Source organism: Pseudomonas taetrolens (assembly GCF_900475285.1).
GTDB lineage: Bacteria > Pseudomonadota > Gammaproteobacteria > Pseudomonadales > Pseudomonadaceae > Aquipseudomonas > Aquipseudomonas taetrolens.
Window position 1 is genome coordinate 4,094,281 of sequence record NZ_LS483370.1, and the last position, 24,995, is coordinate 4,119,275.

The window sequence follows — 24,995 nt, forward strand, 5'->3', positions numbered from 1 at the left end:
TTGACGGCGAAAACCTCTACGTGGCAGGCAGCGTTTAATGACCGAAAATTCAGCCTGAGGCACCAATCCATGACTTCTACCAGATCCCAGGCAATACATTTTGTAGGATTTACTAATGAATAAAAACGAAGCAGCCATATTTTTAGACTACTACCTTGACAAGCAAACTGAATCAGAATTTGCGGTAATGCTAGATGGCCCCTGGGGAGCAGGAAAAACTCATTTCATCAAGAAGTATTTGCTGGATCGTGCATCACACACTGAAAACCCAGGTAAGCGAATTCATCTTTACGCTAGCCTCTATGGCATCACCTCCCCGACTGAAATCACTGACCAATTTTTCGCCCAAGCGCATCCCATACTCAATTCAAAAGCGTCTCGACTCTTTGGTTCCATTGCTTCAAAAGCGTTGAATGGCTTGGTAGGGACAGATGTGAACTCAAATACTGAAAACCGCGCTGCCCTTCAGGAGATGGTTTTGAAGCTGGAGGGGGAAATTCTGATTTTCGATGACCTCGAAAGATGCTCAATGCCCATAGGCGATGTTTTGGGGTTCATAAATACATTCGTAGAGCACGAAAACCTTAAAGTTATAATTTTGGCTAACGAATCCGACATACCTAACGGTCAAAAAATCACATACAACAAACAAAAAGAGAAGCTAATCGGGAAAACCATCCAAGTAAAGTCCGACCCAAACGAAGTCATAGAAAAATTCATAACCTGCCTAAAAACACCCTCAATAAAGCACACCATCACGAGCCACAAAAATACCGTACTGAGCACTTTCTTGGCTTCTGGAAAACACAATTATCGCAATCTAAGGGCCGTACTTTCAGAATATGAAAGACTAGTTAACTCCCTGGACCCTCGCCTTCAAGAATCGCCTGAGGGTATGAAACAACTATTGCTATACATGATCGCAACAGGACATGAATATCGTAGCGGAGAACTTGACGCAAAAACCATGCACTTACTCCCCACCTCTCTACACTACATAGCAAGGAGAAATAACAGCCCGACCAAATCACAAGAAGTAGAAGCTTTTGAGAAGCTAAAAAACAAGTACACCGATGTAAAATGGATCGACCCCATAATCGCTCCAACCTACTTAGCAGATATATACCAGTCAGGACTAATAAGCATTGAGGCCATAAATAATGCACTATCCCAGCACCCAGTAATCGTCGGATACGCCCAAGCGCCTGCATGGAGACAATTATGGAGTTGGACAGACCTACCTAAAGAGCAATATGTCGCCGCCAAGAGCCAGATACTAGCTCAGCTTTCTAATCACGAATTAACTATCCCAGGTATTATTTTACACGTAGCAGGCTCTATATTAACACTCAAACAGTTTGACGACAGAGTGTTAGGCTCACGCGTAAACATCGTAACTTACTTTAAAAATTATCTTGAAGAACTACTACAAGAGAAGGTGCTTTCTCCAGACAGTAAAGCTTTTGGACATGGGGGACTCGGATACGGAGGACTTGGCTTCGGAGCCCACGACTCTGAGGAGTTTAAATCTATTTACAAACTAGTAGAGCATGCCACAAAGCTTGCTTGCGCCCAGAAAATGAAAGAAATATCACAGACCTACACTCAACGTTTGAAAAGTGATTCAGACGCTTACGACTCACTTCATGAATATGGCTTCGAGAATGAAAATTATGCCGGAATAGCATTCCTTCACAATGTAAATACAGCAGAGTTCGCCAAATTATTAATTATTGACTCATGCCCAAATGACAAACTACTAGCAAGCTTGACTCGACGATACGAGGGGGAGCATCATCACTCTCATCGCCTTAGCGAAGAGTACCCATGGCTCGATATAGTCAAAAATGAATTAAAAGAACTAATAAGACTAGAAACCCCCCCGCACAAGCAGCTGTTAACCATGCGAATCGACTACCACTTTGAACTTATAGAGAAAGAAATTCGACCTAGCAATTGACTTACAATAAACATACCTGTTCAAGTGGCCTTCTGGCCACTTCCCCTGCTAAATCATAAGCTCAGCTTATCCAACAACCCTGCTTGATAGTTAACAGCCCATGACTAACATGTACGCAACAATCAACAGTCTAGCAACACCAGCATACGAGCGTAATATACAACGGCCTTACTCGATAAAAGTGATACAAATTAATAACCTTACACGACCGTAACACCAGCAACACCTGCCCCCCACCCCCAAGCAACGACTCCTCCCGCGATAGAGGTACAGGTACTTCATTTCTTCGTCACTTCCAAAATACTCCCCCCACCCGATAAAACTGCTTCGTCCGGTGCTACCCTGTCGGTTGAGTCTGAGCGTGAGAGCAATGTCGTAGTCATTACCAAAGTCAAACACTTGCAACAGGCGCTGCAGAGGTTTAAGTAAGTACCTATATTCAAACTATCAGAACCTAAGACATCTATGTATGTCACCACCAGTCAGAATAGTTCTCCTGTTAAAAAGACTGCTGGGGCCCCTAAGTATTTTCCACGGGTACGGGGCAGGAAACCCGCGGAAGAACGTTAGTGGGAGGGTTCACAACTTAGTTAACAGGTGAACTAGGTTAACTACAGTTCACCTGTGCATTTGCCCTACCATTTATGCAGCATGCCAGCACCTTTACCAATACGGTAACGAAGCCCCCTTTTCTTCAGCCCACCCTTTCAATTTCAACGATTGAAATTTCAATAAGATGGGGGGCCTGACGCTAAAAAATTCCCGCGGGTTTCCTGCCCCGTGTGACGAGAAATCTCTCAGGGTCCCCAGCGTGATTTCCTATCACCGAAAGGCGGAGCCAGCGAAAATTGCTTGGTAGGCTGGAGCGCAAAGCGTCTGCCCACAACACTTGGATGCTGACTTTAGCGTTACACGCACGGGCAGCGTTACATCCGATGTACGCGATGCCGCTCAACTGTGTAACAGCCGTTAAAGCCAATGAAACCGGGTACTTGGTTAAGGGCGTTACACTCGTAACACCGGTTACACCCGTTTTTGAGGGGGGCTGGGTGTGTGCTCTGATGCTGCCTTTACAAATTGGACCTCCATCATACTGTTGACCTTTAGTGAATCAACATGATCGACGTGAGTACCAATCACCAGGTGGTGAGGACAGCTGATATGCAATACCACTGGCTCGAGGTAGATTGACTACCTGACAACACGGCGGGAGAACATCATGGAAGACACCCCTTTGCTTGTGTCATTACTCAAGCGCATGAATGAAAACCAACTGGCATTGGGGGCAGCTATCGAGGAGCTGTCTAACTGGGTTGAACAAAGAGGATCTACAGAAGTGGCGCAGAACATACGTGGGGCACTGGACACTCTGGATGGGAATGAAGGATTCATCACCCTTGCCCTCGCCTCACTGGCGGCTGAAGGTCGGACAAAGAAGTAACTACCCTGCCAAATGGCAATACACCACCAACCATCTGATGGTGCTTTACCTAGAGGGATACCTCGATATCAGTGGGCAGGAACATGCAGCGTGTATCCCCACATGTATCCCCAACAAAATCACATCTACCAAAGACCAATGATTTCAGGCGCTCCAGCCTTTAGTTCAAATGACCCCGGCCCACCAAATAGCTCTCCAGACCTGTCCCAGACAGTCTGCGAAACACCCAAGAAGCCCGCCCCGTGCGGGCTTTCTTGTTTCTGGCTATCCGTCCCTGTCTTCCCCTATACCTTCCCGCTGTGTATCCCCCCTGAACATCACGAGTCGTATCCTGTGTGCTCGCCACTGCCAACCCTGCTCGCACTCGCAATATGCGCCGACAGGCTCAAGAGTGCGGCCGCAACGGCTGAACCAGCTACCGCGCTGGCCTGACGGCACGGCGACCACAGCAGCCTGTGTCTGCCTCAACGCATGGCTGAATGAGCGTGGCGGCGCCGGTAACGATGAAGGGAGGCGTATCTGAAAGATGTGCTAACGCGGCTGCCGATGCAGCGGGCCAGTGAGATTGGGCAATTGCTACCGCATCAATGGATGCTGACCTGATGGGTTATGAATCGCTCCGAAGCCGAAGCTTAGGAGCGATTCACGATTAAAGCCCTAGCCGGGCAGGCTCAGGTGTAGCAACGGGAAGGGGCGGCCCTCGCCATCCAGCGGGGAACGACCTGTTTGAACAAACCCGTAATGTAAATAGAACCCTACCGCTTCGGGGTTCTGCTCATTCACGTCAACACTCATCTGATTGCGAGAGCTGCGGGCATGATTCAACAGCGCACGGCCAATACCTGTCCCTCGCAGGTCTGGCTCGATGAAGAGCATCTCTACGTGGTTTTCATTGAGCCCGATAAAGCCTGTCGGGTAGTCCTCGGTATTTACCGCAACCCATAATTCAACAGCGGGTAGGTAGATATCGCGGAGCTGAGGAAGCAATGCCTCAATATCGGACTTTTGCAGGAAGTGATGTGTGGCGCGAACAGAGCGCAGCCAAATGTTGAGCAGTTGCGGGTGGTCGGCATTAGTCGCCTGACGAATGATCATAGAATCATCCTTTACACTGGATATCGGAAATGAGGCGCGCTTGAAGATAGCGACCGTATAAGTGTCGGCAACGTGTATGACCGCTTCGCGAGTTAACGCCTGGGCGGTTCACGGCAGAGGTAGCCGGAAAGGAGGGATGGAGGACGATACTGACAGGTGTTCGCAGGGTCAATAAAAATGACGATCGGGTCGGTAGGGATCTGTTGCGCCACGCTAGAAGCGGGTCATGCCGTCGTCAGGAGCATACGGTGACTGACCATGACGCTTACAGGCACATTCGGCAAAAGTCCTCAGTGCCGAGTAATTGATCTTGCCAGCAGGAACCACTGCGTATCCCTTCTAACGTTCCTATAGGAAAAATCCAATGAATACAGGTACAAGTGAGCCTGGTTCAAATGCCCCCGCCCCAACAAAAAAAGACGTCACCCGGACGTCTTTTTTTGTACCTCAAACCCAATAACGATCATAAAGCCAGGCGCAGCAGTTCAACCACCCACCGCGCCAACCCCATCCCCCCTCATCGAAGCGGAGAATTCACCCAGCGCTCGGCTGCTTCTTGCGCGCCTTTTACCGCTTGTTCATAACTCTCCCAATGATCGCCCTCGACGTAGGCCGGGCGGGCAACGGTGTCTGGCATGGTTAACCTGGCCCCTACAGGGATATCAAGCGGTGGGCTCCAACTGAATCCGATCATTACGGTGACACCACTTTTCGTCACGTATTTAACGGGATGATTTTTATCAATACGTTCTGACATATGTCGCTCCTCGTTCCGGCGCTGCGTTAAGCGCCGGACGTTGATTGGGTGAATTGCCCCGTCAATGACTGGTCATACCGGCCATGTGCATCAGTCCGCGAATGCCACTGGCCACAATGCCGAGTGTAGCTACGCTGGCAAGCCAGATAGCGATCAGCCAAAACACTCGCTTGTACCAAGATTCTGTCTGATTTCGAGTCTGTGACACTTCAGAGCGTTCCATGGGCAAACTCCATTGTCAGGGCCGTGGCGGCGGCCAGCATGACCAGTGCCGTGCAAAACAGCAGGCTTAGCTGCGCCACCTGTTTGTAAAACGGCATTGTTTTTTCAACGTTAATGGTAGCCATCACCAATCCTCACTTTGCCGCGGAATACGTAGTAGCTCCAGCAGGTGTACATCAGGATGATCGGCAGGATGAATAAGGTGCCTATCAGGATGAACAGCTGGCTGGAAACGGGTGAGGCGGCTTCCCACAGGCTGATGGACGGCGGGACGATGTTTGGCCAGATGCTGAAGGCCAGGCCGATGTAGCCGAGGAATACCAGCGCCAGGGTGAAGACGAAGGGCCAGTGGGAGTGGTGCTGGCGCAAGGTCTTCAGTAAGCCGATCAGCGCCAGTACGCCCAGCAGCATCAGGACGCCGAAGACCACGATATGGGCATGGGCGAACCAGCGCAGGGCGATTTCCGGGTGCAGCCAGGGTGTCCAGACGCAGAGCACGGCCACCACTGCCATCAGGGCGAACGCCAGGTAATGGGTGAACAGACGCATCCGCGATTCGAGCATGCCTTCGGTCTTGACCAGCAACCAGGTGCTGCCCAGCAATGCATAGGCGACGATCAAGCCCACGCCGCAGAACAACGGGAATGGCGCCAGCCAGTCGAGGGTGCCGCCGGCGAACTGGCGGTCGACCACTGGAATACCCGAGATGTATGTGCCGATCACCACGCCCTGGCTAAACGTTGCCAGGAATGATCCCCCGATAAAGGCCATGTCCCAGATGTGGCGCTTTTGCGGGCTGGCCTTGAACCGGAACTCAAAGGCGACACCGCGAAAGATCAACCCCGCCAGCATGAAAATCAGCGGCAGGTACAACGCCTCCAGAATCACCGAGTAAGCCAGCGGAAAGGCGCCGTACAGCGCCGCACCGCCGAGGATCAGCCAGGTTTCGTTACCGTCCCAGACCGGCGCGACGGTGTTCATCATCACGTCGCGTTCCTGTTCGTCCGGGATCAGCGGAAACAGGATGCCCAACCCCAGGTCGAAGCCATCCATGATCACGTACATCATCACTCCGAAGGCGATGATCACGCCCCAGATCAACGACAGATCTATACCTTGAATACCCATGCTCATTCCCCTTGATCAGTTGGTGTGGTCGCCGGACGCCAGCGTCTCGGTGACGGCGGACAGGGGACGGCGTGGCGTACGCTCCTGGCCAGGGCCGCCCTGGGGCGGATGGTCGTGATGAGGTTGCGGGCCTTTGCGGACCAGTTTCATCATGTAGCCGATGCCTACGGCAAACACCGAGAAGTAGATCACCACAAACAATGCCAGGGAGATGCTGAGCTGCGCGACGGTGTGATTGGACACCGCATCTGCGGTGCGCATCAGCCCGTAGACCACCCAGGGCTGGCGGCCAACCTCGGTGGTGATCCAGCCCGCCAGCATCGCGATCAGGCCGGTGGGGCCCATGAACAACACCAGTCGCAGGAACAGTCGATTGCGATACAGCGCGCCATTACGACGCAACGCCAAGCCCAGCAACCCGGTGAGGATCATCAACATGCCCAGCCCGGCCATGATCCGAAAGCTGAAGAAAATGATCGTCGCGTTGGGGCGGTCTTCCTTCGGAAAACTTTTCAGCGCGGGGATCTGCTTATCCAGGCTGTGGGTCAGAATCAGGCTGCCCAGGTACGGGACTTCGATCGCAAAGTGTGTCTTCTCGGCCTCCATATCCGGGATGCCGAACAGCACCAGCGGCGAGGGTTCGTTACCGACGTTTTCCCAGTGCCCTTCCATCGCGGCAATTTTTGCCGGTTGATGTTCCAGGGTATTGAGGCCATGGGCGTCACCGACCACTGCCTGAATCGGCGCTACGATCAGCGCCATCCACATCGCCATCGACAGCATTTTGCGCACCGCCGGCGTGTCGTTTTTGCGCAGCAGATGCCAGGCCGCAGAGGAGCCGACAAAGAACGCCGTGGCGACGAACGCCGCAATGGCCATGTGCGCCAGACGGAACGGGAACGACGGGTTGAAGACGATGGCCAGCCAGTCCAGCGGCATCACCCGGCCGTCAACGATGGAGAAACCCTGCGGTGTCTGCATCCAGCTGTTGGAGGCCAGGATCCAGAACGTCGAGATCAACGTGCCGATGGCAACCATCACCGTGGAGAAGAAGTGCAAGCCGCGTCCGACCCGGTTCCAGCCGAACAGCATGACCCCGAGAAAACCTGCTTCCAGGAAGAAGGCGGTCAGAACTTCATAGGTGAGCAAGGGCCCGGTGATGCTCCCGGCAAAGTCCGAGAAACGGCTCCAGTTGGTGCCGAACTCGTAAGCCATGACCAGGCCCGAGACCACACCCATGCCGAAGTTGACGGCGAATATTTTCGACCAGAAGTGGTACAGGTCCTTGTAGACCGGGTTGTTGGTTTTCAGCCACATGCCTTCAAGCACGGCCAGGAAACTGGCCAGGCCGATGGTGATGGCCGGGAAGATGATGTGAAACGAGACCGTGAACGCGAATTGAATGCGTGCCAGGTCGAGCGCCTCAAGATTTAACATGACGATACCCTCATAGTGACTCGGTGCGCGTGCACACCAAGCCCGGCCGCCTTGAGCCTTTTGGCCCGCGACGAACAGATGTCCAGTGATCAGGGAACACCGGGGCGACGCTCAGGCCGCCCCGGTCCGGCTCAAGCGCCGAGGGACTGAATCAGGTTGCTGGCCGGAGCCGGTTCAAGGCGAATGGCGATGAACTTCGACGTCGGTGTGTAGGTACGGTCGCCGTAGCTTTCCAGTGGCACCAGCGGGTTGGTTTCCGGGTAATAGGCCGCGGCCTGGCCCGGTGGAATGTCGTAAGCGATCAAGGTAAAGCCGCTGACCCGACGCTCACGCCCATCGCCCCACAACGACACCATGTCGACCTTTTGCCCTGGCTCGTAGCCCAGCTTGCGAATGTCCTGTTCGTTGACGAACACCACATCGCGCATGCCGTAGACCCCGCGATAACGGTCATCGAGGCCGTACAACGTGGTGTTGTACTGGTCGTGGGAGCGCATGGTCTGCAGGATCAGGTCCGGTTTGACGTCGAGAGTGCGCACGCCTTCGCTGACCAGGTGAGCGGGCAGGACACTCGAGACAAACTGGGCTTTACCGCTGGCGGTTTCCCAGATGCGCTGCGCGGCAGCGTTGCCCAAATGAAAGCCGCCCGGGTGCAGCAGTTTGTTGTTGAAGTCCTCGAAGCCCGGAATGGTGTCGGCAATCAAGTCACGGATTCGACTGTAGTCGGCGACGGTCCACAGCCAGTCAATCGGGTGTTTACCCAGGGTGGCGTTGGCAATCCCGGCAATGATCGCCGGCTCCGAGCGCATCAGCGGCGATTTGGGTTTCAGTTGGCCATGGGAAATGTGCACCATGCTGAAGGTGTCTTCCACGGTCACGCCTTGTGGCCCTTCCTCCTGAATGTCGATATCGGTACGGCCCAGGCACGGCAGGATCAGCGCCTCACGGCCCATCACCAAATGGCTGCGATTGAGCTTGGTGGCGATGTGCACGGTCAGGTCGCACTTGCGCAACGCATCATGGGTGCGCGGGGTGTCTGGCGTGGCTTGGGCGAAGTTGCCGCCGAGGCCGATGAAGACCTTTGAGCGCCCTTCTTCCATGGCGGCAATGGCCATCACGGTATTGTGGCCATGATGACGCGGCACCTTGAAGTCAAAGCGTGCTTCCAGCGCATGGATCAACTCCGGCGGCGCCAGTTCGTTGATGCCCATGGTGCGGTCGCCCTGCACATTACTGTGCCCGCGCACCGGCGACAGCCCTGCCCCGGGCCGCCCGATATTGCCGCGCAACAACTGCACATTGATGATTTCCTGCACGGTCACCACCGAGTGTGCGTGCTGGGTCACACCCATCGCCCAGCACATGATCACCCGCTTGGCGCGGCGGTACATCCGCGCAGCGAGTTCGATGTCCTCAAGGCTCAGGCCGGACTGCTCGACGATGTGCTCCCACGACGTGGCATCCACCTCCGCCAGGTAGCTGTCGAGGCCCGCGGTGTGTTCGGCAATGAATGCACGGTCGAATACCGCCTCGCCGTTGTTTTCCAGGGCATCACGCTCCCATTCCAGGAGGAACTTGGCGATGCCGCGAAAAGCCGCCATGTCACCACCCAGGGCCGGACGAAAGTACGCCGACGAGGTGGGTTCAGATCCGTTGGTGAGCATTTCCAGTGGATGCTGCGGGTGCTGGAAGCGTTCCAGCCCGCGCTCTTTCAGCGGGTTGAAACAAATCACCTGGGCGCCGCGTTTCACCGCCTCGCGCAGCGGCTCAAGCATGCGCGGGTGGTTGGTTCCGGGATTCTGCCCGATGACGAAAATCGCATCGGACTCTTCCAGGTCATCAAAGGTCACCGTCCCCTTGCCGACGCCGACGCTGTCGCCCATGCCCAGGCCGCTCGCTTCATGGCACATGTTCGAGCAATCGGGAAAGTTGTTGGTGCCGTAGGCACGAACAAACAGCTGATACAGATAGGCCGCTTCGTTACTGGCCCGGCCCGAGGTATAGAACTCGGCCTGATCCGGCGATTCCAGTTCTTTGAGGTGCTTGGCGATCAGGGCAAAGGCATCGTCCCAACTGGTTTCGACATAACGATCCAGCGAAGCGTCGTAACGCATCGGGTGCGTCAGACGCCCCTGGTATTCAAGCCAGTAGTCACTTTGCGCCGCCAGCGACGACACCGTGTACTTATTGAAAAACGCCGGGTTGACCAGGCGCCCGGTGGCTTCCCAGTTGACCGCTTTGGCACCGTTCTCGCAAAACTTGACCATGCCGCTTTCCTGCGACTCGCCCCACGCACAACCCGGGCAGTCGAAACCGCCATTCTGGTTGGTCTTGAGCATTGCGCGGATGTTCTTGAACGCGTTTTCACTGCCCAACCAGTTTTTCGTTACCGCAATCAGCGCGCCCCAACCTGCGGCCGCCCCCTTGTACGGTTTATAACGCTCAATTTCGCTCATGGCACTTCCCTAAGACTTCACGCGTAGGCGGCGGCCTAACTTAAAGCCCTTATTGATGGTTGTTTTTCAGGCACCGACAAAACGCAAACACATTTAAAACCACTAAACATGATTCGCGCCGCCCCGTTAAAACGGGTTCTAAGTCGGATTACGTTTTCAGCCTATTGCGGGCATGAATACGCTGTCCAATCACAAATAATGACCAACTCATCGAAATGCTCTATCACGAAAAATACCTTTCAAATTCAATGTGATAAGCGCAAAAAACATTGACCAGAGCAATAGACTTAAACCTCATAGATTTCATCGATCACCCGGTTGTTAATAGTGATTAGACGGCACCTGAAAACAACTCTAGTCTTGACTCAACTACATCCCTTTATATAAATCGTCCCCCTAAAAACCAGCGCCAAGGCCACGATGTTTAGTTGAGCCGGAGGTTGTAATGACCGATCAAATTTTGATGGACAGTTTTTCTCGCCGGGTCGACTACCTCAGACTGTCCGTGACCGACCGCTGCGACTTTCGCTGTGTGTATTGCATGGCAGAAGACATGGAGTTCCTGCCGCGACAGCAGATCCTGACGCTGGAAGAGATTTACCAACTGGCTGAAAGCTTTGTGACGCTGGGCACTCGGAAAATCCGCCTGACTGGCGGTGAGCCGCTGGTTCGTCCTGGCGTGGTTGAGCTGTGCAAGCGCATCGCGATGCTGCCAGGGCTGCGTGAGTTGTGCATGACCACCAATGGTTCACAGCTGGGCAAGCTGGCCGCACCGTTATTCGATGCCGGGCTCAAGCGCCTGAATATCAGCCTCGACAGCCTTGATCCCGTTCGCTTTCGCGAACTGACGCGCACCGGTGACCTGGCCAAGGTCATCGCCGGTATCGATGCCGCGAATGCCGCGGGCTTCCAGCGCACCAAGCTCAACTGCGTGGTGATGAAAGACCGCAACGATCACGAGATCAACGACCTTGTGGCGTTCGCCATCGACCGGGGGCTGGACATTTCCTTCATCGAAGAAATGCCATTGGGTGTCATCAGCGAACACAGTCGCGCCGGGGCGTTCTACTCCAGCGCGCAAGTGCGCGAGCGTATCGCCGAACGCTACACGTTGATCGACTCTGCGGAGTCGACCCAGGGGCCTTCGCGTTACTGGCGCCTGGCCGAGGCGCCGCATATTCGCCTGGGCTTTATCTCCCCCCACAGCCACAACTTCTGCGGCACCTGCAACCGGGTGCGCCTGACCGTTGAAGGCCGGTTGTTACTGTGCCTGGGCAACGAGCATTCAGTCGACCTCAAGGCCGTTCTGCGCCGTTATCCGGGTGATGCGAAACGGCTGGAAAGCGCCATCATCGAGTCGATGAAGCTCAAGCCGTATCGGCACAACTTCGAGCTCAACGATGACGTGCAAGTGGTCCGTTTCATGAACATGACGGGCGGCTGACCGCCCCGGTTTTATCCCTATGCAGAAGGCTGTTTCCCATGATCGTCAGAGCCAAACCCAACCTGATCGGTGTATTGACGTCGCTCAAGGGCTCCGTTGCCCGGCGCATCGCGCTGCGTAGCCTGCTGGTGACACTGCTGGCCTCGGTGATTGTGCTGGTGGAAACCCTTCATCCGGCGTACTTCTCCAAGGTCAACGCCACGCCGTTCACGCTGTTGGGCCTGTCGCTCTCTATCTTCATGAGTTTTCGCAATAACGCGTGCTACGACCGCTGGTACGAAGGTCGCAAAGCGCTGGGGGCGATGGTGATGGATGTGCGGGCGATGATTCGGGAAACCCAGGTCATCAAGGACGCCAGCCAGCGCAGCCATCTCCTTCGCAACCTGTGCGGATTTGCCCATGCGCTGAACGCCAGGCTTCGTCATGAAGACGAGTTAAGCGTGGCCGGGCCCTGGCTGGACAAGCTGCCGTCAGCCAACACCCCGAACATTCCGGAAAGCATTTTAAGCCGCGTCACCCAGCAGTGCTCGACACTCGCCGAATCAGGGGAGCTCAATGAATGGCGCTATCAGTTGATGGCCCGCCATTTAAGCAACCTGACCACGACCCAGACGATTTGCGAGCGCATCAAAAGCACCCCGCTGCCCTTCCCCTACACGCTCTTGTTGCACCGCACCAGTTACATGTTCTGCATCCTGCTGCCCTTCGCAATGGCCGAGCCATTGGGCTGGCTGACACCGATTTTCACGGCGATTGTGAGCTACACGTTTTTTGGCCTGGACGCGATTGGCGATGAACTGGAAGACCCGTTCGGCTACGACGAAAACGACCTGCCGACCAATGCCATCGTGCGCACGATCGAACGTGAAGTTCTCCACGCCAATGGCGCGACAGAGCTGCCTCCCGTGCTTCAACCCATCGACTTTGTACTGAACTGATCCGAGGACCTCCATGAACGACCTCCAACACACACTGACGCATCTGGATGCCGCAGGCCGGGCCAACATGGTCGATGTTACGGACAAAGCCGCCACCACCCGTGAGGCACAGGCACAGGCCTGGGTACGCATGCAGCCGTCCACGTTGAAGCTGATTCAGGACAATGGGCACCCCAAGGGCGACGTATTTGCGGTCGCCCGTATCGCCGGGATCATGGCTGCAAAGAAAACCCATGAACTGATCCCGCTCTGCCACCCGCTGATGCTCAGCTCGATCCACCTCGAACTGAGCGTTGTCGAGCCCGACAGCGTGCGGATCGTCAGCACCTGCCGGCTCAACGGCCAGACCGGTGTCGAACTGGAAGCCCTGACCGCCGCGAGCGTGGCCGCCTTGACGATCTATGACATGTGCAAGGCCGTGGATCGGGGGATGGTCATCGACCGGATCCAGGTGCTGAAAAAACAGGGTGGGAAATCGGGGACTTTCGTAGCCGGTGACGCCCAATGATCCTTATCAACTACTTTGCGCGCTACCGGGAACAACTTGGCATCGGTGATGAAAAGCTCGCGCTGGACGGCTCGTTGCGCACCCTGGATGACGTCAGGCAACGGCTGAGGGCCAGAGGCGGGATTTGGCAGCAAGTGCTCGGTGAATCCAGCCTCATGTGCGCGCTGAATCAGGAGTTGTGTACGCCCGATGCTCCGATAGAAGACTTCGACGAGATCGCCTTCTTCCCTCAAGTGACCGGAGGTTGAGCGATGACTGTTCAGGTTCAGACCGAGCTGTTTGATCTGGGTGAGCTGACCCGCAGCCTGCACGCCGAAGACCCGGGCGTCGGCGCCGTCGCCACCTTTGTCGGCTATGTGCGCGATCTCAATCAGGGGGATCAGGTCAGCGAATTGTTCCTTGAACATTACCCGGGAATGACCGAACGCTCACTGCAGCAGATCATCGATCAAGCCCATCAACGCTGGCCGTTGCAACGGGTGACCATCGTCCACCGCGTGGGGGCATTGAAGGTCGGTGAGCCCATCGTGTTTGTCGGCGTTGCCAGCGAACATCGTCAGGAAGCCTTCGATGCCTGCAACTTTTTGATGGACTACCTGAAGACTCGCGCACCGTTCTGGAAGCGTGAACACACGCCGTCCGGAGAGCGCTGGGTAGAGGGAAGAGAAAGTGACCAACTGGCGGTCAACCGCTGGACAGCATGACGCCCCCATCGGCAGGAGCAAGCTGGCTCGTGCCTAGAGGGGCGGTGGCGGGAGTTGAGAGCGGTGCATGCCGCGTCAGAACAAGTCGCAGAAAGGAATGAACCGCGCCGTGTCACCGCGCTGCAGGGTGCAGCCCTCGGGAATTTCAAGCAGCCCGTCCGCCCACGAAGCTCCCAGCAGCACGCCTGAGCTCTGGTTCGGATACAGAATCGCCCGCCCCTCCTCCAGCCTGGCCCGCAGGTATTCGCGACGGCTGCCTGCTTTCGGCCAGTCAAACCCGACGTTAATCGGGAAGCTCAAGGGCGTGACGTCATCGACACCCTGGATGCGCAACAGGTAGGCCCTTGCCAGCAGGCCGAACGTCACCAACGCCGAGGCCGGATTGCCGGGCAAGCCGATGACCGGCACGTTGCCGAAGTAGCCCACGGTCAAAGGCTTTCCCGGTTTGATCGCGAGTTTCCAGAATAACGGCTTGCCGCTATCGCGCAGCACCTGGCCAAGGCAGTCGGCGTCTCCGGCTGACACGCCACCGGTGGTCAGGATCAAGTCGGCGGCATGTTGCAACTGTTCCAGCTTGAGCCGCGTATGCTGCGGCTGGTCGGGAAGAATACCGCCATCGATCACCTCACAACCCAACGCACTCAGCCAATGGCTGAGCAGGATGCGATTGCTGTTGTAGATACAGCCGGGCTTCAGCGGCGTCCCCGGCTCAGTCAGTTCGTCCCCCGTGGACAGCACTGCCACCCGTGGACGCCGTACCACCGATACATGGGTGCAGCCTTGCCCCGCCGCGACGGCCAGTTCGAAAGGCCCGAGTCGCTTGCCGGCAGCGAGCAACACCTGCCCGGCACGGTTTTCCTGGCCTTGCGGGCGGATATTCTGATCCGCGCTCAGGGCCTGCTTGAAGCGCACCCGACCGTCCTCCAGCCGCTCGACGTTCTCCTGCATCTCGACGCAGTTGGCCCCATCGGGTACCGGTGCGCCGGTGAAGATTCGAGCGCAGGTGCCCGGCAGCAATGCCTCAGGCGTCTGCCCGGCGAAAATCTGTTGCGATACGGTCAGCGGCTGGCCCTTCCAGTCGTCGACGTTCAAGGCGTACCCGTCCATGGCACTGTTCGGCCACGGCGGCAGATCCAGGGTTGCGATCAAGTCATTGGCCAGCACCCGTTGCCGTGCGTCGCTCAGTGCTACCGACTCACTGTCTTGCAGGCGTTGCGCCTGCGCCATGGTCAACAGTGAAGCGCTGGCCTCCTCCACTGACATCAGCGGTGACGGGATCATCCCCGAGACTCGCACAAGGCCACCGACTTGAGGTGCGGCACAAAATTGCATGGCCTGTGGCGCGCATCCAGCTGCTCGGCGAGGATACCCTCCCACGCCGTGCGGCAAGCGCCCGTCGAGCCCGGCAGGCAGCACACCAGCGTTCCGTTGGCCAGACCGGCCAAGGCACGGCTCTGTACCGTGGAGGTGCCGATATCGAGGATGGATATTGCACGGAACAACTCACCAAAACCGTCGATCTGCTTGTCCAGCAAGCAACTGACCGCTTCAGGCGTACTGTCGCGCCCGGTGAAACCTGTGCCCCCGGTAATCAGTACCACCTGAATCTGCTCGTCGGCGATCCAGGTCGCCACCTGCGCGCGGATTTTATACAGGTCATCCTTTAGCAAGTTGCGCTCGCTCAAACGATGACCCGCCTCCAGCAGCCGGGTGACCAGCAGTTGCCCGGAGGTATCGTTGGCATATTCACGGGTATCACTGACGGTTAGCACGGCCATATTCAGCGGTACAAACAATGCATCCGACTTCACGCTCATGTCACTCTCCTGCAAGCCATTATTGAAACGATTACCAGAGGCTAAAGCGCCCAAACAACCACTGTCTAATCGTTACGGTTGACCGGATTATCGAGCGCTTCTATCACTGATTTTTCCGGGCGCAATTGGCCGGTGATCGAGTGAGTCGATCATCCCTTCAATAGCCATGATTGGACGAACAGGCGCGAGAGTGCGATCGTCTGCCCCTCTCTATTCACGGTGTTCCCGTCATGCCATCGACCTGCTCTCCTGAAGCTGCATCCAGCCCCTGCTCGGTACTCCTGCTGGCGGGCGGGCGCGGGGCACGTATGGGCGGGCGGGACAAAGGATTGCTGGTGTGGAAGGACAAGCCGCTGATTGCCCATGTACAGGCCATCGTGCGTCCGTTCACCGACGACTTGATCATTTCCTGCAACCGCAATGCAGCGCGTTATCGCGCATATGCCGATCAATTGGTCGAAGATTCACAGAAGGACTTCCCGGGCCCCCTGGCCGGTGTTCTGGCCGGACTTGCCGTTGCGCACCATCCCTGGCTGCTGGTGCTTGCCTGTGATGCTCCGAATATCGATGCCGCACTGATCAAGGCCATGCTCGAGGCGCGACCTGCGAGCGGCGCCGCGCTGATGATCCAGCAGGCCGGGCAATGGCAGCCCATGTTCAGCCTGATCCCCACGGCGTTGTTGCCGCAGTTGAAACAGGCCTGGGATGACGGTGAACGCAGCCTGCTGCGCGCGCTGCTCAAGCATGAGCTGATGGCATTGACCTGCGCTGGCGATGACCTGCGCCTGAGCAATTTCAATACGCCTGAATGGCTGGCCGGGCAATCATTGGCGCGCACCGAAGGCCTCGATGCCGCGTTGGTTAAAGGGGCCGGAACAGAATCGCTAAAATAATCCACGGTTTCTGACCACTCGCGTTAATAATTACCTCTCATTAATCCCGCAGCAGGTGCCTTAGTGGATATCAAGCAGCTTAAATTCCTCATCGCGCTGGAGCAGACCCGACACTTCGGCCAAGCGGCTGCGCGCTGCCACATCACCCAGCCGACCTTGTCGATGCGTTTGCGTAATCTGGAGGATGAGCTGGGCCTGGAACTGGTGACCCGGGGCCAACGCTTCGAAGGGTTCACAGAGGCCGGTGAACGCGTGCTCGCCTGGGCCAGGACCTTGCTCGCCGCCCATGACGGGTTGTTCGCCGAAGCTGCCGCCTGTCGCGGCCAACTGGTCGGTAATTTGCGCCTGGGCCTGGTGCCGCTCAGCGGCTTCAATCCGATCAGCTACATTCAGGGCCTGTCCCATACCTTTCCGGAACTCAAGTTCAGCCTGACGTCCATGAGCTCGGACAAGATCATCGAAGCCTTGGGCACCAACCAGCTTGATCTGGGGGTGTGTTATCTGGACCACGTAAACCCTAATTACCTGGAGTTTTTCGAACTGGGCGAGACCCGTGTCGGCCTGCTGTACGACACGCGGCACTTCCATTTCGAAGGCACTGAAATGAGCTGGGAAGACGCCGCCGAACTGCCTTTGGGCATGATCAGCAATGGCATGCACTATCGCAAATCCATTGACCTGAGCTTCCGCAGTCGCGGTCTCGACCCCCAACCCATCCTCGAAAGCGATTCGACGTACCAGTTGTTCCAGGCGATCCATGAAGGCTTTTGCTGCTCGATCATGCCGCTGGACAGCGGCCTGGAGAGCCCGATCGAGAATCTGGCGTTTATCAATCTGCCGGACGCCAGCGTGCTCGCGCCTCTGGGGATGGTGATGCGCAAAACCGAGCCCCGTTCAGCCATCGCCGAAAAGTGTTTTGCAGAAGCCAAAAAGTTATTCACCCCCCAGAGCATGAGCTAACCGGTGGCCGGTTAGCTCATGAACGCTACCGGTCAGCCAGCGCTTCGAGAAGGTCCGCAGAAGGCACGAAAAACAATCCGCCGGTCACCGCCGTGCTGAAATCCAGCAAGCGGTCATAGTTACCTGCCGGCTTGCCCACGAACATGTTTTCCAGCATCTGTTCAATCGGCTCGGGCGAGCGGGCATAGCCGATAAAGTAGGTGCCAAACTCGCCTGCTCCTGGTCGCCCAAACGGCATGTTGTCGCGCAGGATCTTCACCTCTTCGCCGTCCTTGGTGATGGTGGTCAGGCTGCTGTGCGAACAACTGGGTTTGACCGCTTCACCCAGTTCGATATCAGCCAGTTTGGTACGGCCAATGACCCGTTCCTGGGCTTCAACAGGCAACGCGTTCCACTCGGTCATTTTGTGTAGGTACTTCTGTACCAGCACATAGCTGCCTTGGCTGAATGCGGAGTCTTCATCACCGATGAGGGTGAAATGCTCCAGCTTGCGACCGGCCGGGTTTTCTGTGCCATCGACAAAACCGATGATGCTGCGCATGTCGAAATAGCGGAAACCCTGGACTTCATCGACCACCGTGACAGCGTCGCCCAAGGCTGAAAGCAGCTGTGTTGCCAGTTCAAAGCACAGATCCATCTGATCGGCTCGAATGTGCAGCAGGATATCGCCTGGCGTGGCTACCGCTCGACGTCCATCCACACCAAACTCTCGAAACGGATGCAGCGAAGCCGGGCGTGGTGCGCCAAACAACGTGTCCCAGGCGCTGGAACCAAAGCCGCACACACATGACAGATTACCCGCTGGCACACGCTTGCCAACAGAGCGTGTAAGCGCTGCGATATCGCCACACCAGGCACGAACCGTCTCGACTGCTTCGATGCCCGGGTTGAGCGTTGCCACGATGAAAATCGCGCTACTGGTTACAGGGCTGCAAACGGATTGAGGCTCGAAGGTTTCGTGGGTCATGGATTCACGCTTTGTGATTGATGGCGCCATAGGGTGCCGGGATGAGCCGTTGAGATTAGCAGAGCGGCCTGAGTCGAAATACGGCATCCGCTAACAAGGGGCTTCACGCCCCTTGTTTGATCATGATCAGCCGCTCAGTTAACTTCCGAGCGCATGACCTTTACGGGGACCGATTTGTATGACGGCGTGCCGCTATCGACGTCGATATAGTCCAGCGGCACCAGTTGGTTAGCCTCCGGGTAATACGCGCCCACCGAACCCGCCGATATCTTGTACTCGATGGCCGTTATTTTCTCGTAGCGCATCTTGCGCCCCTGGGTGACCGTTTCGATATCGACCAAATCCCCGTGAGCCAGCCCCCGTGACTCGAGATCAGCCGGGTTCATGAACAACACGTCTCGCCGACCAAATACACCGCGATACCGATCATCCAGAGCATAGATCGTCGTGTTGTATTGGTCATGACTGCGCAGCGTGATCAGCCGCAAGACGTCCTCACCGTCAACTTCCTTGTCTTCATGCAGACCGGGGAATACAAAGAACTCGGCCTTGCCCGAGGGCGTCATCCAGATACGCTCCGTCGCGGGAAGCGGCATCCGAAAGCCTCCCGGAACCCGGATGCGCTCATTGAACGCCTCGAAGCCCGGGACGGTTTTCTCGATCAGATCGCGGATTTTGTCGTAATCAGCCGCCAGTTCCAGCCAGGGCACTTTGCTGTCAGGCAATGTCGCGTTAGCCATGCCCGCCACGATGGCAGGCTCCGAGCGCAAGAACTCGGAAGCCGGCATCAACTTGCCTGCCGAGGCATGAACCATCGACATCGAATCTTCAACCGTGATCGATTGCCGCATGCCGTTTTGTATATCCAGCTCGGTACGCCCCAGACAAGGGAACAGGTACGTTTCCTTGCTGACCAGAAGATGGGTGCGATTGAGCTTCGTACCGATATGAACACTCAAATCCAGTTGGTTCATGGCCGGAAAACACTGGGCCGGATCCGGAAGCGCCACGGCGAAGTTGCCGCCGAGACAGAACAGGGCTTTAGAGTCACCGGCGATCATCGCCTGCATTGCCTGTACCGCATCGTGGCCGTGTTCTGCGGGTGGTTTGAAGCCCAATACCGCCTCGATTTTTTCGAGAAAGCTGCTGGAGGGTTTCTCGGTGATGCCGACCGTCCTGTTGCCCTGAACATTGGAGTGCCCGCGCAGCGGACAAATACCCGCGCCCGGCTTGCCAATGTTGCCCCGCAACAGCAGCAGGTCACAGATCAGCCGGACGTTGGCAGTGCCTTCGTTGTGCTGGGTGACACCCATGCCATAGGTCACGATGGTGGCATTGGACTTGGCATAGGCGGCAGCTACTTTCTCCATGTCCGCCTTGAGCAATCCGCTGGCAAATTCGATAGCCGGCCATTCAGTGGCCAGCAAATCCGCTTTGAGTGCCTCGAAGCCATTGGTGTGTTGCTCAATGAATTCGTAGTCGATGACTTTCCCGACTGATGCTTCCAGCTCCAGCAGTGCTTTCATCACACCTTTAATGGCCGCGGCATCCCCACCTGCCTTGACTTGCAAATAAGTGGAGGCAATACGCGTCGAACCATAGGTTGCCATTTCGATCATGTCTTGCGGGTCGGCAAATCGCTCCAGTGCGCGTTCGCGCAGCGGATTGAATACCATGATTGGCACTTTTCGCCGGGATAGCTCGTGAAGCGTACCCATCATGCGCGGGTGATTGGTGCCCGGGTTATGCCCAATGGAAAGAAGCAGCTCACAGTCATCGAAGTCCTCCAGTGATACGGAGCCTTTACCCATCCCGATGGAGCGAGGAAGACCGACACTCGTCGGCTCGTGGCACATATTTGAACAGTCCGGGAAGTTGTTGGTGCCGTATTCACGGGCAAACAACTGATACAGGTAAGCCGCTTCGTTGGACGCTCTGCCGGACGTGTAAAACTCAACTTGATCAGGTTTCAGCCCGCGGAGGATTTCACCGATTCGCGCAAATGCAGTTTCCCATTCCACCGGCTTATACGTGTCGGTGCCCCGGTCATAAACCAGCGGGTGCGTGAGGCGTCCGAGATCCTCCAGTTCGTAGTCGCTTCGGTGGAGCAAGGTCGACACCGGATGGTTGGCGAAAAACTCAGGCGTTACACGCTTGTTGGTCGCCTCCCACGTCACCGCTTTCGCGCCGTTTTCGCAAAACTGAAACGTTGACTTGTGTTCTTTGTCTGGCCACGCACACCCTGGGCAATCGAATCCGTCCGGCTGGTTGGTTCTCATCAACGTGAGGGGGGCCTTGAGCGTATCCATCTGCTCGCGTACTGCCGTTGCGGTGGCTTTGAGGGCGCCCCACCCTCCTGCCGGGCCGTCGTAGTTACGAACACCGGGAACCTTGCGTTTAATCGCCATGATCGCTCCGTATGCAACTCGCCGCCGATGGCGAGAGTCGTTAGTTGCCTATTAGCTGCCGCTGTAACGCGGCATTACGTAACGTTCTACTCTCTGAGCAAGACAAGTAAGCATCACACTCCTCAGCCAAAAAAAACTGAACCAGAACCTGCTCCAACTGAGAACACGTCTTGTTATTCAATAGGGTAGTTATTTATAACGTCATATCGGAAACTAAAATCTAGGCGGCATATCCCCCCCAGTCAAGACAAGGGGCGGCCCGTACAAAGGGGGCTGACTTCATTGCCCGCCCAACCCTATCCCGTACTTGCCCTGTTCCTGAGGCAGAACACACATAGGCTCAATCGGGCTGAATACCTATCAATAACTTTATTAATATTGAGTGACGGCAGAGATGATATTGAGTCTTGCTACAGCCTTTCCATGGGCCACTCATTTAAGTTGATGACTAAAATCAAAAACTTAAATGAACAACTCAAACTAACCGAACACAAAAAAGACGTCCGGGGACGTCTTTTTTGTGCCTGTCATGGGTAACGCGGATGATCAGCGCCTGGATCACACCCGCGATTGTCGACCGAAGAAAGGGTGGCTCGGGTCGTTATAGCCGGGTGTCGTGGAGTGTCCGGTCACGACCAGGTCATTGATGAATGCTTCATCCTGGGCAGTGAATGCATAGTTCAAGGCGGGTACGTAGTCTTCCCATTGCGCCTCGGTACGCGGGCCGGCGATGGCCGAGGTGATCAGCCGGTTGTTGAGTACCCAGGCCAGGGCGAATTGGCCGGCGGTGATGCCTCGCTGCTCGGCATGCTCGCGTATGCGCCGCGCCAGGTTGAGGGACTCCGGGCGCCATTCTGTTTCTTGTAATCGCGGGTCATTACGACCGGCACGGGTGTCCTGGCCCGGTGGCTGGTTCGGGTCGTATTTACCGGTGAGTACGCCCCGTGCCAACGGGCTGTAGGAGATGACGCCGATGCCGTAGTGCTCGGCAGCCGGAAGGTGCTCGACTTCGATCTGGCGGTTAGCCAGGTTGTACAGCGGCTGGCTGACGCTGGGGCGCTGGATGCCCAGCAGGTCTGCAGAACGGCTGAACTCGGCGAGCTTCCAGCCACGGTGGTTGGACAGCCCGTAGCCACGGATCTTGCCGGCTCGAATCAAGTCATCAAGGGCCCGCAGTGTCTCGTCTACCGGCGTGACGTGATCTTCACGGTGCAGGTAGAACAGGTCGATGTAATCCGTGTTCAGACGTTTGAGGCTGGCGTTGACTGACTGAATGACGTTCTGGCGTGAGGCGCCGGTGTTGTTCGGTCCACCGCCACTCGGGTCGGGGTTGCCGAACTTGGTGGCCAGGACCCAGCGCTGGCGACGCTCGGCAATCAGGCGGCCGACCACCTCTTCCGAGGCGCCACCGTTGTAGTTGTTCGCGGTGTCGATGGCGTTGATGCCCTGCTCGAAGGCACGGTCCGTGATGCGCCGGGCGACGTCGTCCGGGGTCTGCCCGCCGAACATCATGGTGCCCAGGGTGATCGGCGAAATCTTCACACCGTTGCGGCCCAGATTGCGATACGGAATGTCGCTCATGATGACTCCCTGCGTTGCGTCCTGAAATCCAGTGGTGCCAACAGTAGTCAGCAGGATTGAGGCGGTCAACCTTGCGCGGAGCATAACGATAGAGCGTTTTTTTCGCCCGGCCAGTTATTCCCCTAGAGAATATAAAAGTCAGAATTAATTATTTATGGATCTAAAAAACCAGCGGTAAGCTCAAGACTTTTTCTGATCCCATGAAAAGGAATCATCATGCGCCGTCATCCTCATGGCCCTGAATTTCCACCTGCATTCACCCTTGCCGCAGGTTCGTGCCCATGAACATTCCTACCGGCTTTCTCGACAGCAGCGGCAGCGTCCCTTTCAGCCTGCCCAAACGCGAACAACAGAACAACGACCCGATTGCTGAACGTATCAGTCAGAACCTGCGGCGCCTGCGTGACAAGCACCAACTGTCAGTGGACGCGCTGGCACAGGCCAGTGGTGTCAGGCGGGCGCTGATTGCGCAAATAGAGTCGGGCCGCAGCCAGCCTTCGATCAAGGTGCTGTGCAAGGTCGCCAGCGTCCTCAAGGTGTCGATCGCCGAGTTGCTCGTCCCGAGCGACGGTCATGGCGTGCTCCTGCTGCCTGCGCAACACAGCAAACGTGAAATCAACGCCGCGGGCACCGTTGTCCACCGCGCCTTGCACCCGGAACAAGGCGAGCCGCTGGTTGCGTTTTTCGAACTGCGCCTGAGCCCCCACGCCGAAGCCCATGCGCCGGGTCACGACCCGTGCGTGCAAAAACATTTGGTCGTTGCCCAGGGCAGCCTGGAGCTCAACATCAACGAAGAGCATTTTGTGCTGCAGGCCGGCGACTCAATCCTGTTCCGCGCCGAGCAGCCTCACTCCTACCGCAACCCGCTGGACAGCGAGGCCGTCGCGTACCTGGTGACCAGTCCCGCGCATGAGCGGATGGCGTAGCTCCAGGTACAGCCAATCTGCTCAGGCGGTTTTCAGGGCAAAGCGCGAGGCCGGGCGGCTCAGGCCGTAATGCTCGCGCAATGTGCTGCCCGCGTATTCGGTTCGAAACAGGCCGCGTTGGCGCAGGATTGGCAGCACTTCATCCAGGAACACCTCAAAGCCCTCGGGGAACGCAGGCGGCATTACGTTAAAACCATCGGCGGCGCCACTGCGGAACCACTGTTCGATCAGGTCGGCGATCTGCACCGGTGTCCCCACAGGCACCCAATGCCCGCGGGCACCGGCAAGACGGTTGATCAACTGGCGCAACGTCGGCTGCTCGCGGTCGACAATGTCGATGATCAGCTTGAAGCGGCTGGACTGACTTTCGGGGCTGTCGAAGTTGATCAGCTGCCGTGGGAAAGGCCCATCCAGATCATGCCCGGACAGGTCGACACCGAGCATGCGCCGCAGTTGCCCCAACGAGATGTGGGGCAGCACCAGTTCGTTGAGCTCGTCGAACTTGCGCCGGGCTTCGGCTTCGGTGCTGGCGATGTACGGACTAATCCCCGGGAGGATTTTCAGCTGGCGCGGGTCGCGTCCCACCGCTTGCGCCCGGGCGCGAATATCGTTGGCAAACTCGGTCGCGCTTTGCAGGGTCTGGTGCGCGGTAAAAATCGCTTCGGCATGGCGAGAGGCGAAATCACGGCCGTCTTCGGAGGACCCGGCCTGAACCTGCACCGGCCGGCCCTGTGGCGAGCGCGGCGAGTTGAAGGGCCCTTTGACTTTGTAGTGCGTGCCTACGTGGTTGATCGAGTGCACCTTGTCACTGTCGGCAAAGACCCCGCCCGCCTTGTCCAGTACCAGCGCATCGTCCTCCCAGCTGTCCCACAGGTCTGAGGCCACTTGCACGAACTCTTCGGCCTGGGCGTAACGGTCATGCGCCGACGGGTGTTCGTCGAGACCGAAATTGGCCGCTGCGGCCGCCATGGAAGTGGTCACGATATTCCAGCCGGCGCGGCCCTTGCTCAGGTGATCCAGGGCACTGAACGAGCGGGCCAGATTGTAAGGTTCGCTGTAGGTCGTACTGGCCGTGGCGATCAGACCGATGCGTTGGGTAACCGCCGCAATTGCCGCCAGCCAGGTGATGGGCTCAAAACGGATACGCACGCCTTCACGGCCGCTTTCGGACAATGATGGCGAGTCGGCGAAAAAAATCGCATCGAGCTTTTCACGTTCGGCGCGCAACGCCAGTTGCTGGTAATAGCCAATGTCCATGGAAAACTCCGGCACCGACTGCGGGTGGCGCCAGGCGGCTTCGTGATGGCCATTGGGGTAAATAAAAAGGTTAAGGCTGAGCTGGCGTTCGGACAT

At 56.8% G+C, this 24,995-nt stretch carries 23 protein-coding genes and 1 pseudogene; 11 read left to right on the forward strand and 13 right to left on the reverse strand.

Annotated features, from left to right (window positions below):
• Positions 1 to 115: 115 nt before the first annotated feature.
• The 3 genes and pseudogenes from DQN55_RS18995 to DQN55_RS19005 all read left to right on the forward strand — a co-directional run.
• Positions 116 to 1,960 (forward strand): P-loop NTPase fold protein, encoded by a 1,845-nt coding sequence (locus tag DQN55_RS18995; protein WP_048383584.1) that lies wholly within the window; start codon positions 116 to 118, stop codon positions 1,958 to 1,960.
• A gap of 1,219 nt (positions 1,961 to 3,179) precedes the next feature.
• The gene (locus DQN55_RS19000) at positions 3,180 to 3,401 is read left to right on the forward strand and encodes a hypothetical protein (RefSeq protein WP_048383582.1); all 222 of its coding nucleotides are present in this window, start codon (positions 3,180 to 3,182) and stop codon (positions 3,399 to 3,401) included.
• Positions 3,402 to 3,914: 513 nt separating this feature from the next.
• Positions 3,915 to 4,004: pseudogene (locus DQN55_RS19005) on the forward strand (transposase domain-containing protein); the annotation flags it as partial.
• Positions 4,005 to 4,058: 54 nt separating this feature from the next.
• On the opposite strand, the gene DQN55_RS19010 reads toward DQN55_RS19005, so the two are convergent.
• The 7 genes from DQN55_RS19010 to DQN55_RS19035 form a co-directional block, all read right to left on the reverse strand.
• Positions 4,059 to 4,496 carry an acetyltransferase gene (locus DQN55_RS19010; RefSeq protein WP_048383580.1) on the reverse strand — a complete coding sequence of 146 codons (438 nt, stop codon included), beginning with the start codon at positions 4,494 to 4,496 and terminating at the stop codon, positions 4,059 to 4,061.
• Positions 4,497 to 5,013: 517 nt separating this feature from the next.
• Positions 5,014 to 5,253, reverse strand: a complete 240-nt coding sequence (locus tag DQN55_RS19015; RefSeq protein ID WP_048383578.1) for a hypothetical protein — start codon at positions 5,251 to 5,253, stop codon at positions 5,014 to 5,016.
• A 61-nt stretch (positions 5,254 to 5,314) separates the two neighbouring features.
• Positions 5,315 to 5,476 carry a DUF2474 domain-containing protein gene (locus tag DQN55_RS19020; RefSeq protein ID WP_074702990.1) on the reverse strand — a complete coding sequence of 54 codons (162 nt, stop codon included), beginning with the start codon at positions 5,474 to 5,476 and terminating at the stop codon, positions 5,315 to 5,317.
• Complete coding sequence (locus DQN55_RS22310) at positions 5,463 to 5,600, reverse strand: hypothetical protein (RefSeq protein WP_162837545.1); 138 nt, start codon at positions 5,598 to 5,600, stop codon at positions 5,463 to 5,465. The genes DQN55_RS19020 and DQN55_RS22310 overlap by 14 nt, the downstream gene beginning before the upstream one ends.
• Positions 5,587 to 6,603 carry a cytochrome d ubiquinol oxidase subunit II gene (gene cydB, locus DQN55_RS19025; RefSeq protein ID WP_048383771.1) on the reverse strand — a complete coding sequence of 339 codons (1,017 nt, stop codon included), beginning with the start codon at positions 6,601 to 6,603 and terminating at the stop codon, positions 5,587 to 5,589. Before cydB ends, DQN55_RS22310 begins: the two co-directional genes overlap by 14 nt.
• A 15-nt stretch (positions 6,604 to 6,618) precedes the next feature.
• The gene (locus tag DQN55_RS19030) at positions 6,619 to 8,040 is read right to left on the reverse strand and encodes a cytochrome ubiquinol oxidase subunit I (protein WP_048383576.1); all 1,422 of its coding nucleotides are present in this window, start codon (positions 8,038 to 8,040) and stop codon (positions 6,619 to 6,621) included.
• Positions 8,041 to 8,171: 131 nt separating this feature from the next.
• Positions 8,172 to 10,496 carry an FdhF/YdeP family oxidoreductase gene (locus DQN55_RS19035; protein WP_048383574.1) on the reverse strand — a complete coding sequence of 775 codons (2,325 nt, stop codon included), beginning with the start codon at positions 10,494 to 10,496 and terminating at the stop codon, positions 8,172 to 8,174.
• A 445-nt stretch (positions 10,497 to 10,941) separates the two neighbouring features.
• On the opposite strand from DQN55_RS19035, the gene moaA reads away from it, so the two are divergent.
• Genes moaA through moaE form a run of 5 tightly spaced genes read left to right on the forward strand, consistent with a single transcriptional unit; the run spans position 10,942 to position 14,090 of the window.
• Complete coding sequence (moaA, locus tag DQN55_RS19040; protein WP_048383571.1) at positions 10,942 to 11,940, forward strand: GTP 3',8-cyclase MoaA; 999 nt, start codon at positions 10,942 to 10,944, stop codon at positions 11,938 to 11,940.
• A gap of 38 nt (positions 11,941 to 11,978) precedes the next feature.
• A complete protein-coding gene (locus DQN55_RS19045; protein WP_048383569.1) occupies positions 11,979 to 12,878 on the forward strand; it encodes a bestrophin family protein in 900 nt (299 codons plus the stop codon).
• 13 nt (positions 12,879 to 12,891) lie between these two features.
• Positions 12,892 to 13,386 (forward strand): cyclic pyranopterin monophosphate synthase MoaC, encoded by a 495-nt coding sequence (moaC, locus tag DQN55_RS19050; RefSeq protein WP_048383567.1) that lies wholly within the window; start codon positions 12,892 to 12,894, stop codon positions 13,384 to 13,386.
• Positions 13,383 to 13,634 carry a molybdopterin converting factor subunit 1 gene (moaD, locus tag DQN55_RS19055; protein ID WP_048383565.1) on the forward strand — a complete coding sequence of 84 codons (252 nt, stop codon included), beginning with the start codon at positions 13,383 to 13,385 and terminating at the stop codon, positions 13,632 to 13,634. The genes moaC and moaD overlap by 4 nt, the downstream gene beginning before the upstream one ends.
• A gap of 3 nt (positions 13,635 to 13,637) precedes the next feature.
• Positions 13,638 to 14,090, forward strand: a complete 453-nt coding sequence (moaE, locus tag DQN55_RS19060) for a molybdopterin synthase catalytic subunit MoaE (protein WP_048383563.1) — start codon at positions 13,638 to 13,640, stop codon at positions 14,088 to 14,090.
• Positions 14,091 to 14,165: 75 nt separating this feature from the next.
• Here moaE and DQN55_RS19065 read toward each other — a convergent pair whose 3' ends face one another.
• Complete coding sequence (locus tag DQN55_RS19065; RefSeq protein WP_048383562.1) at positions 14,166 to 15,371, reverse strand: molybdopterin molybdotransferase MoeA; 1,206 nt, start codon at positions 15,369 to 15,371, stop codon at positions 14,166 to 14,168.
• Positions 15,368 to 15,907 carry a molybdenum cofactor biosynthesis protein B gene (gene moaB / locus DQN55_RS19070; protein ID WP_048383560.1) on the reverse strand — a complete coding sequence of 180 codons (540 nt, stop codon included), beginning with the start codon at positions 15,905 to 15,907 and terminating at the stop codon, positions 15,368 to 15,370. The genes DQN55_RS19065 and moaB overlap by 4 nt, the downstream gene beginning before the upstream one ends.
• A 230-nt stretch (positions 15,908 to 16,137) precedes the next feature.
• Here moaB and mobA point away from each other — a divergent pair, with 230 nt between their 5' ends.
• Together mobA and DQN55_RS19080 are read left to right on the forward strand one after the other, a co-directional pair.
• Entirely contained in the window at positions 16,138 to 16,800 is a 663-nt protein-coding gene (gene mobA / locus DQN55_RS19075) for a molybdenum cofactor guanylyltransferase MobA (RefSeq protein WP_048383558.1), read from the forward strand.
• Positions 16,801 to 16,863: 63 nt separating this feature from the next.
• Entirely contained in the window at positions 16,864 to 17,760 is an 897-nt protein-coding gene (locus tag DQN55_RS19080; protein ID WP_048383556.1) for a LysR family transcriptional regulator, read from the forward strand.
• Positions 17,761 to 17,785: 25 nt separating this feature from the next.
• Here the strand turns inward: DQN55_RS19080 and DQN55_RS19085 are convergent, their stop codons facing one another.
• From DQN55_RS19085 to DQN55_RS19095, 3 genes are all read right to left on the reverse strand, one after another.
• Positions 17,786 to 18,727 carry a Dyp-type peroxidase gene (locus DQN55_RS19085; protein ID WP_048383554.1) on the reverse strand — a complete coding sequence of 314 codons (942 nt, stop codon included), beginning with the start codon at positions 18,725 to 18,727 and terminating at the stop codon, positions 17,786 to 17,788.
• 134 nt (positions 18,728 to 18,861) lie between these two features.
• On the reverse strand, positions 18,862 to 21,135 hold the full coding sequence (locus DQN55_RS19090) for an FdhF/YdeP family oxidoreductase (RefSeq protein ID WP_048383552.1): 2,274 nt from the start codon (positions 21,133 to 21,135) through the stop codon (positions 18,862 to 18,864).
• Positions 21,136 to 21,693: 558 nt separating this feature from the next.
• Positions 21,694 to 22,716, reverse strand: coding sequence for an aldo/keto reductase (locus DQN55_RS19095; protein WP_082150779.1), 1,023 nt, complete (start codon positions 22,714 to 22,716; stop codon positions 21,694 to 21,696).
• Positions 22,717 to 22,997: 281 nt separating this feature from the next.
• Here DQN55_RS19095 and DQN55_RS19100 point away from each other — a divergent pair, with 281 nt between their 5' ends.
• The gene (locus tag DQN55_RS19100) at positions 22,998 to 23,642 is read left to right on the forward strand and encodes a helix-turn-helix domain-containing protein (protein ID WP_048383550.1); all 645 of its coding nucleotides are present in this window, start codon (positions 22,998 to 23,000) and stop codon (positions 23,640 to 23,642) included.
• A gap of 21 nt (positions 23,643 to 23,663) precedes the next feature.
• On the opposite strand, the gene DQN55_RS19105 is transcribed toward DQN55_RS19100, so the two are convergent.
• A complete protein-coding gene (locus tag DQN55_RS19105) occupies positions 23,664 to 24,995 on the reverse strand; it encodes an LLM class flavin-dependent oxidoreductase (protein WP_048383548.1) in 1,332 nt (443 codons plus the stop codon).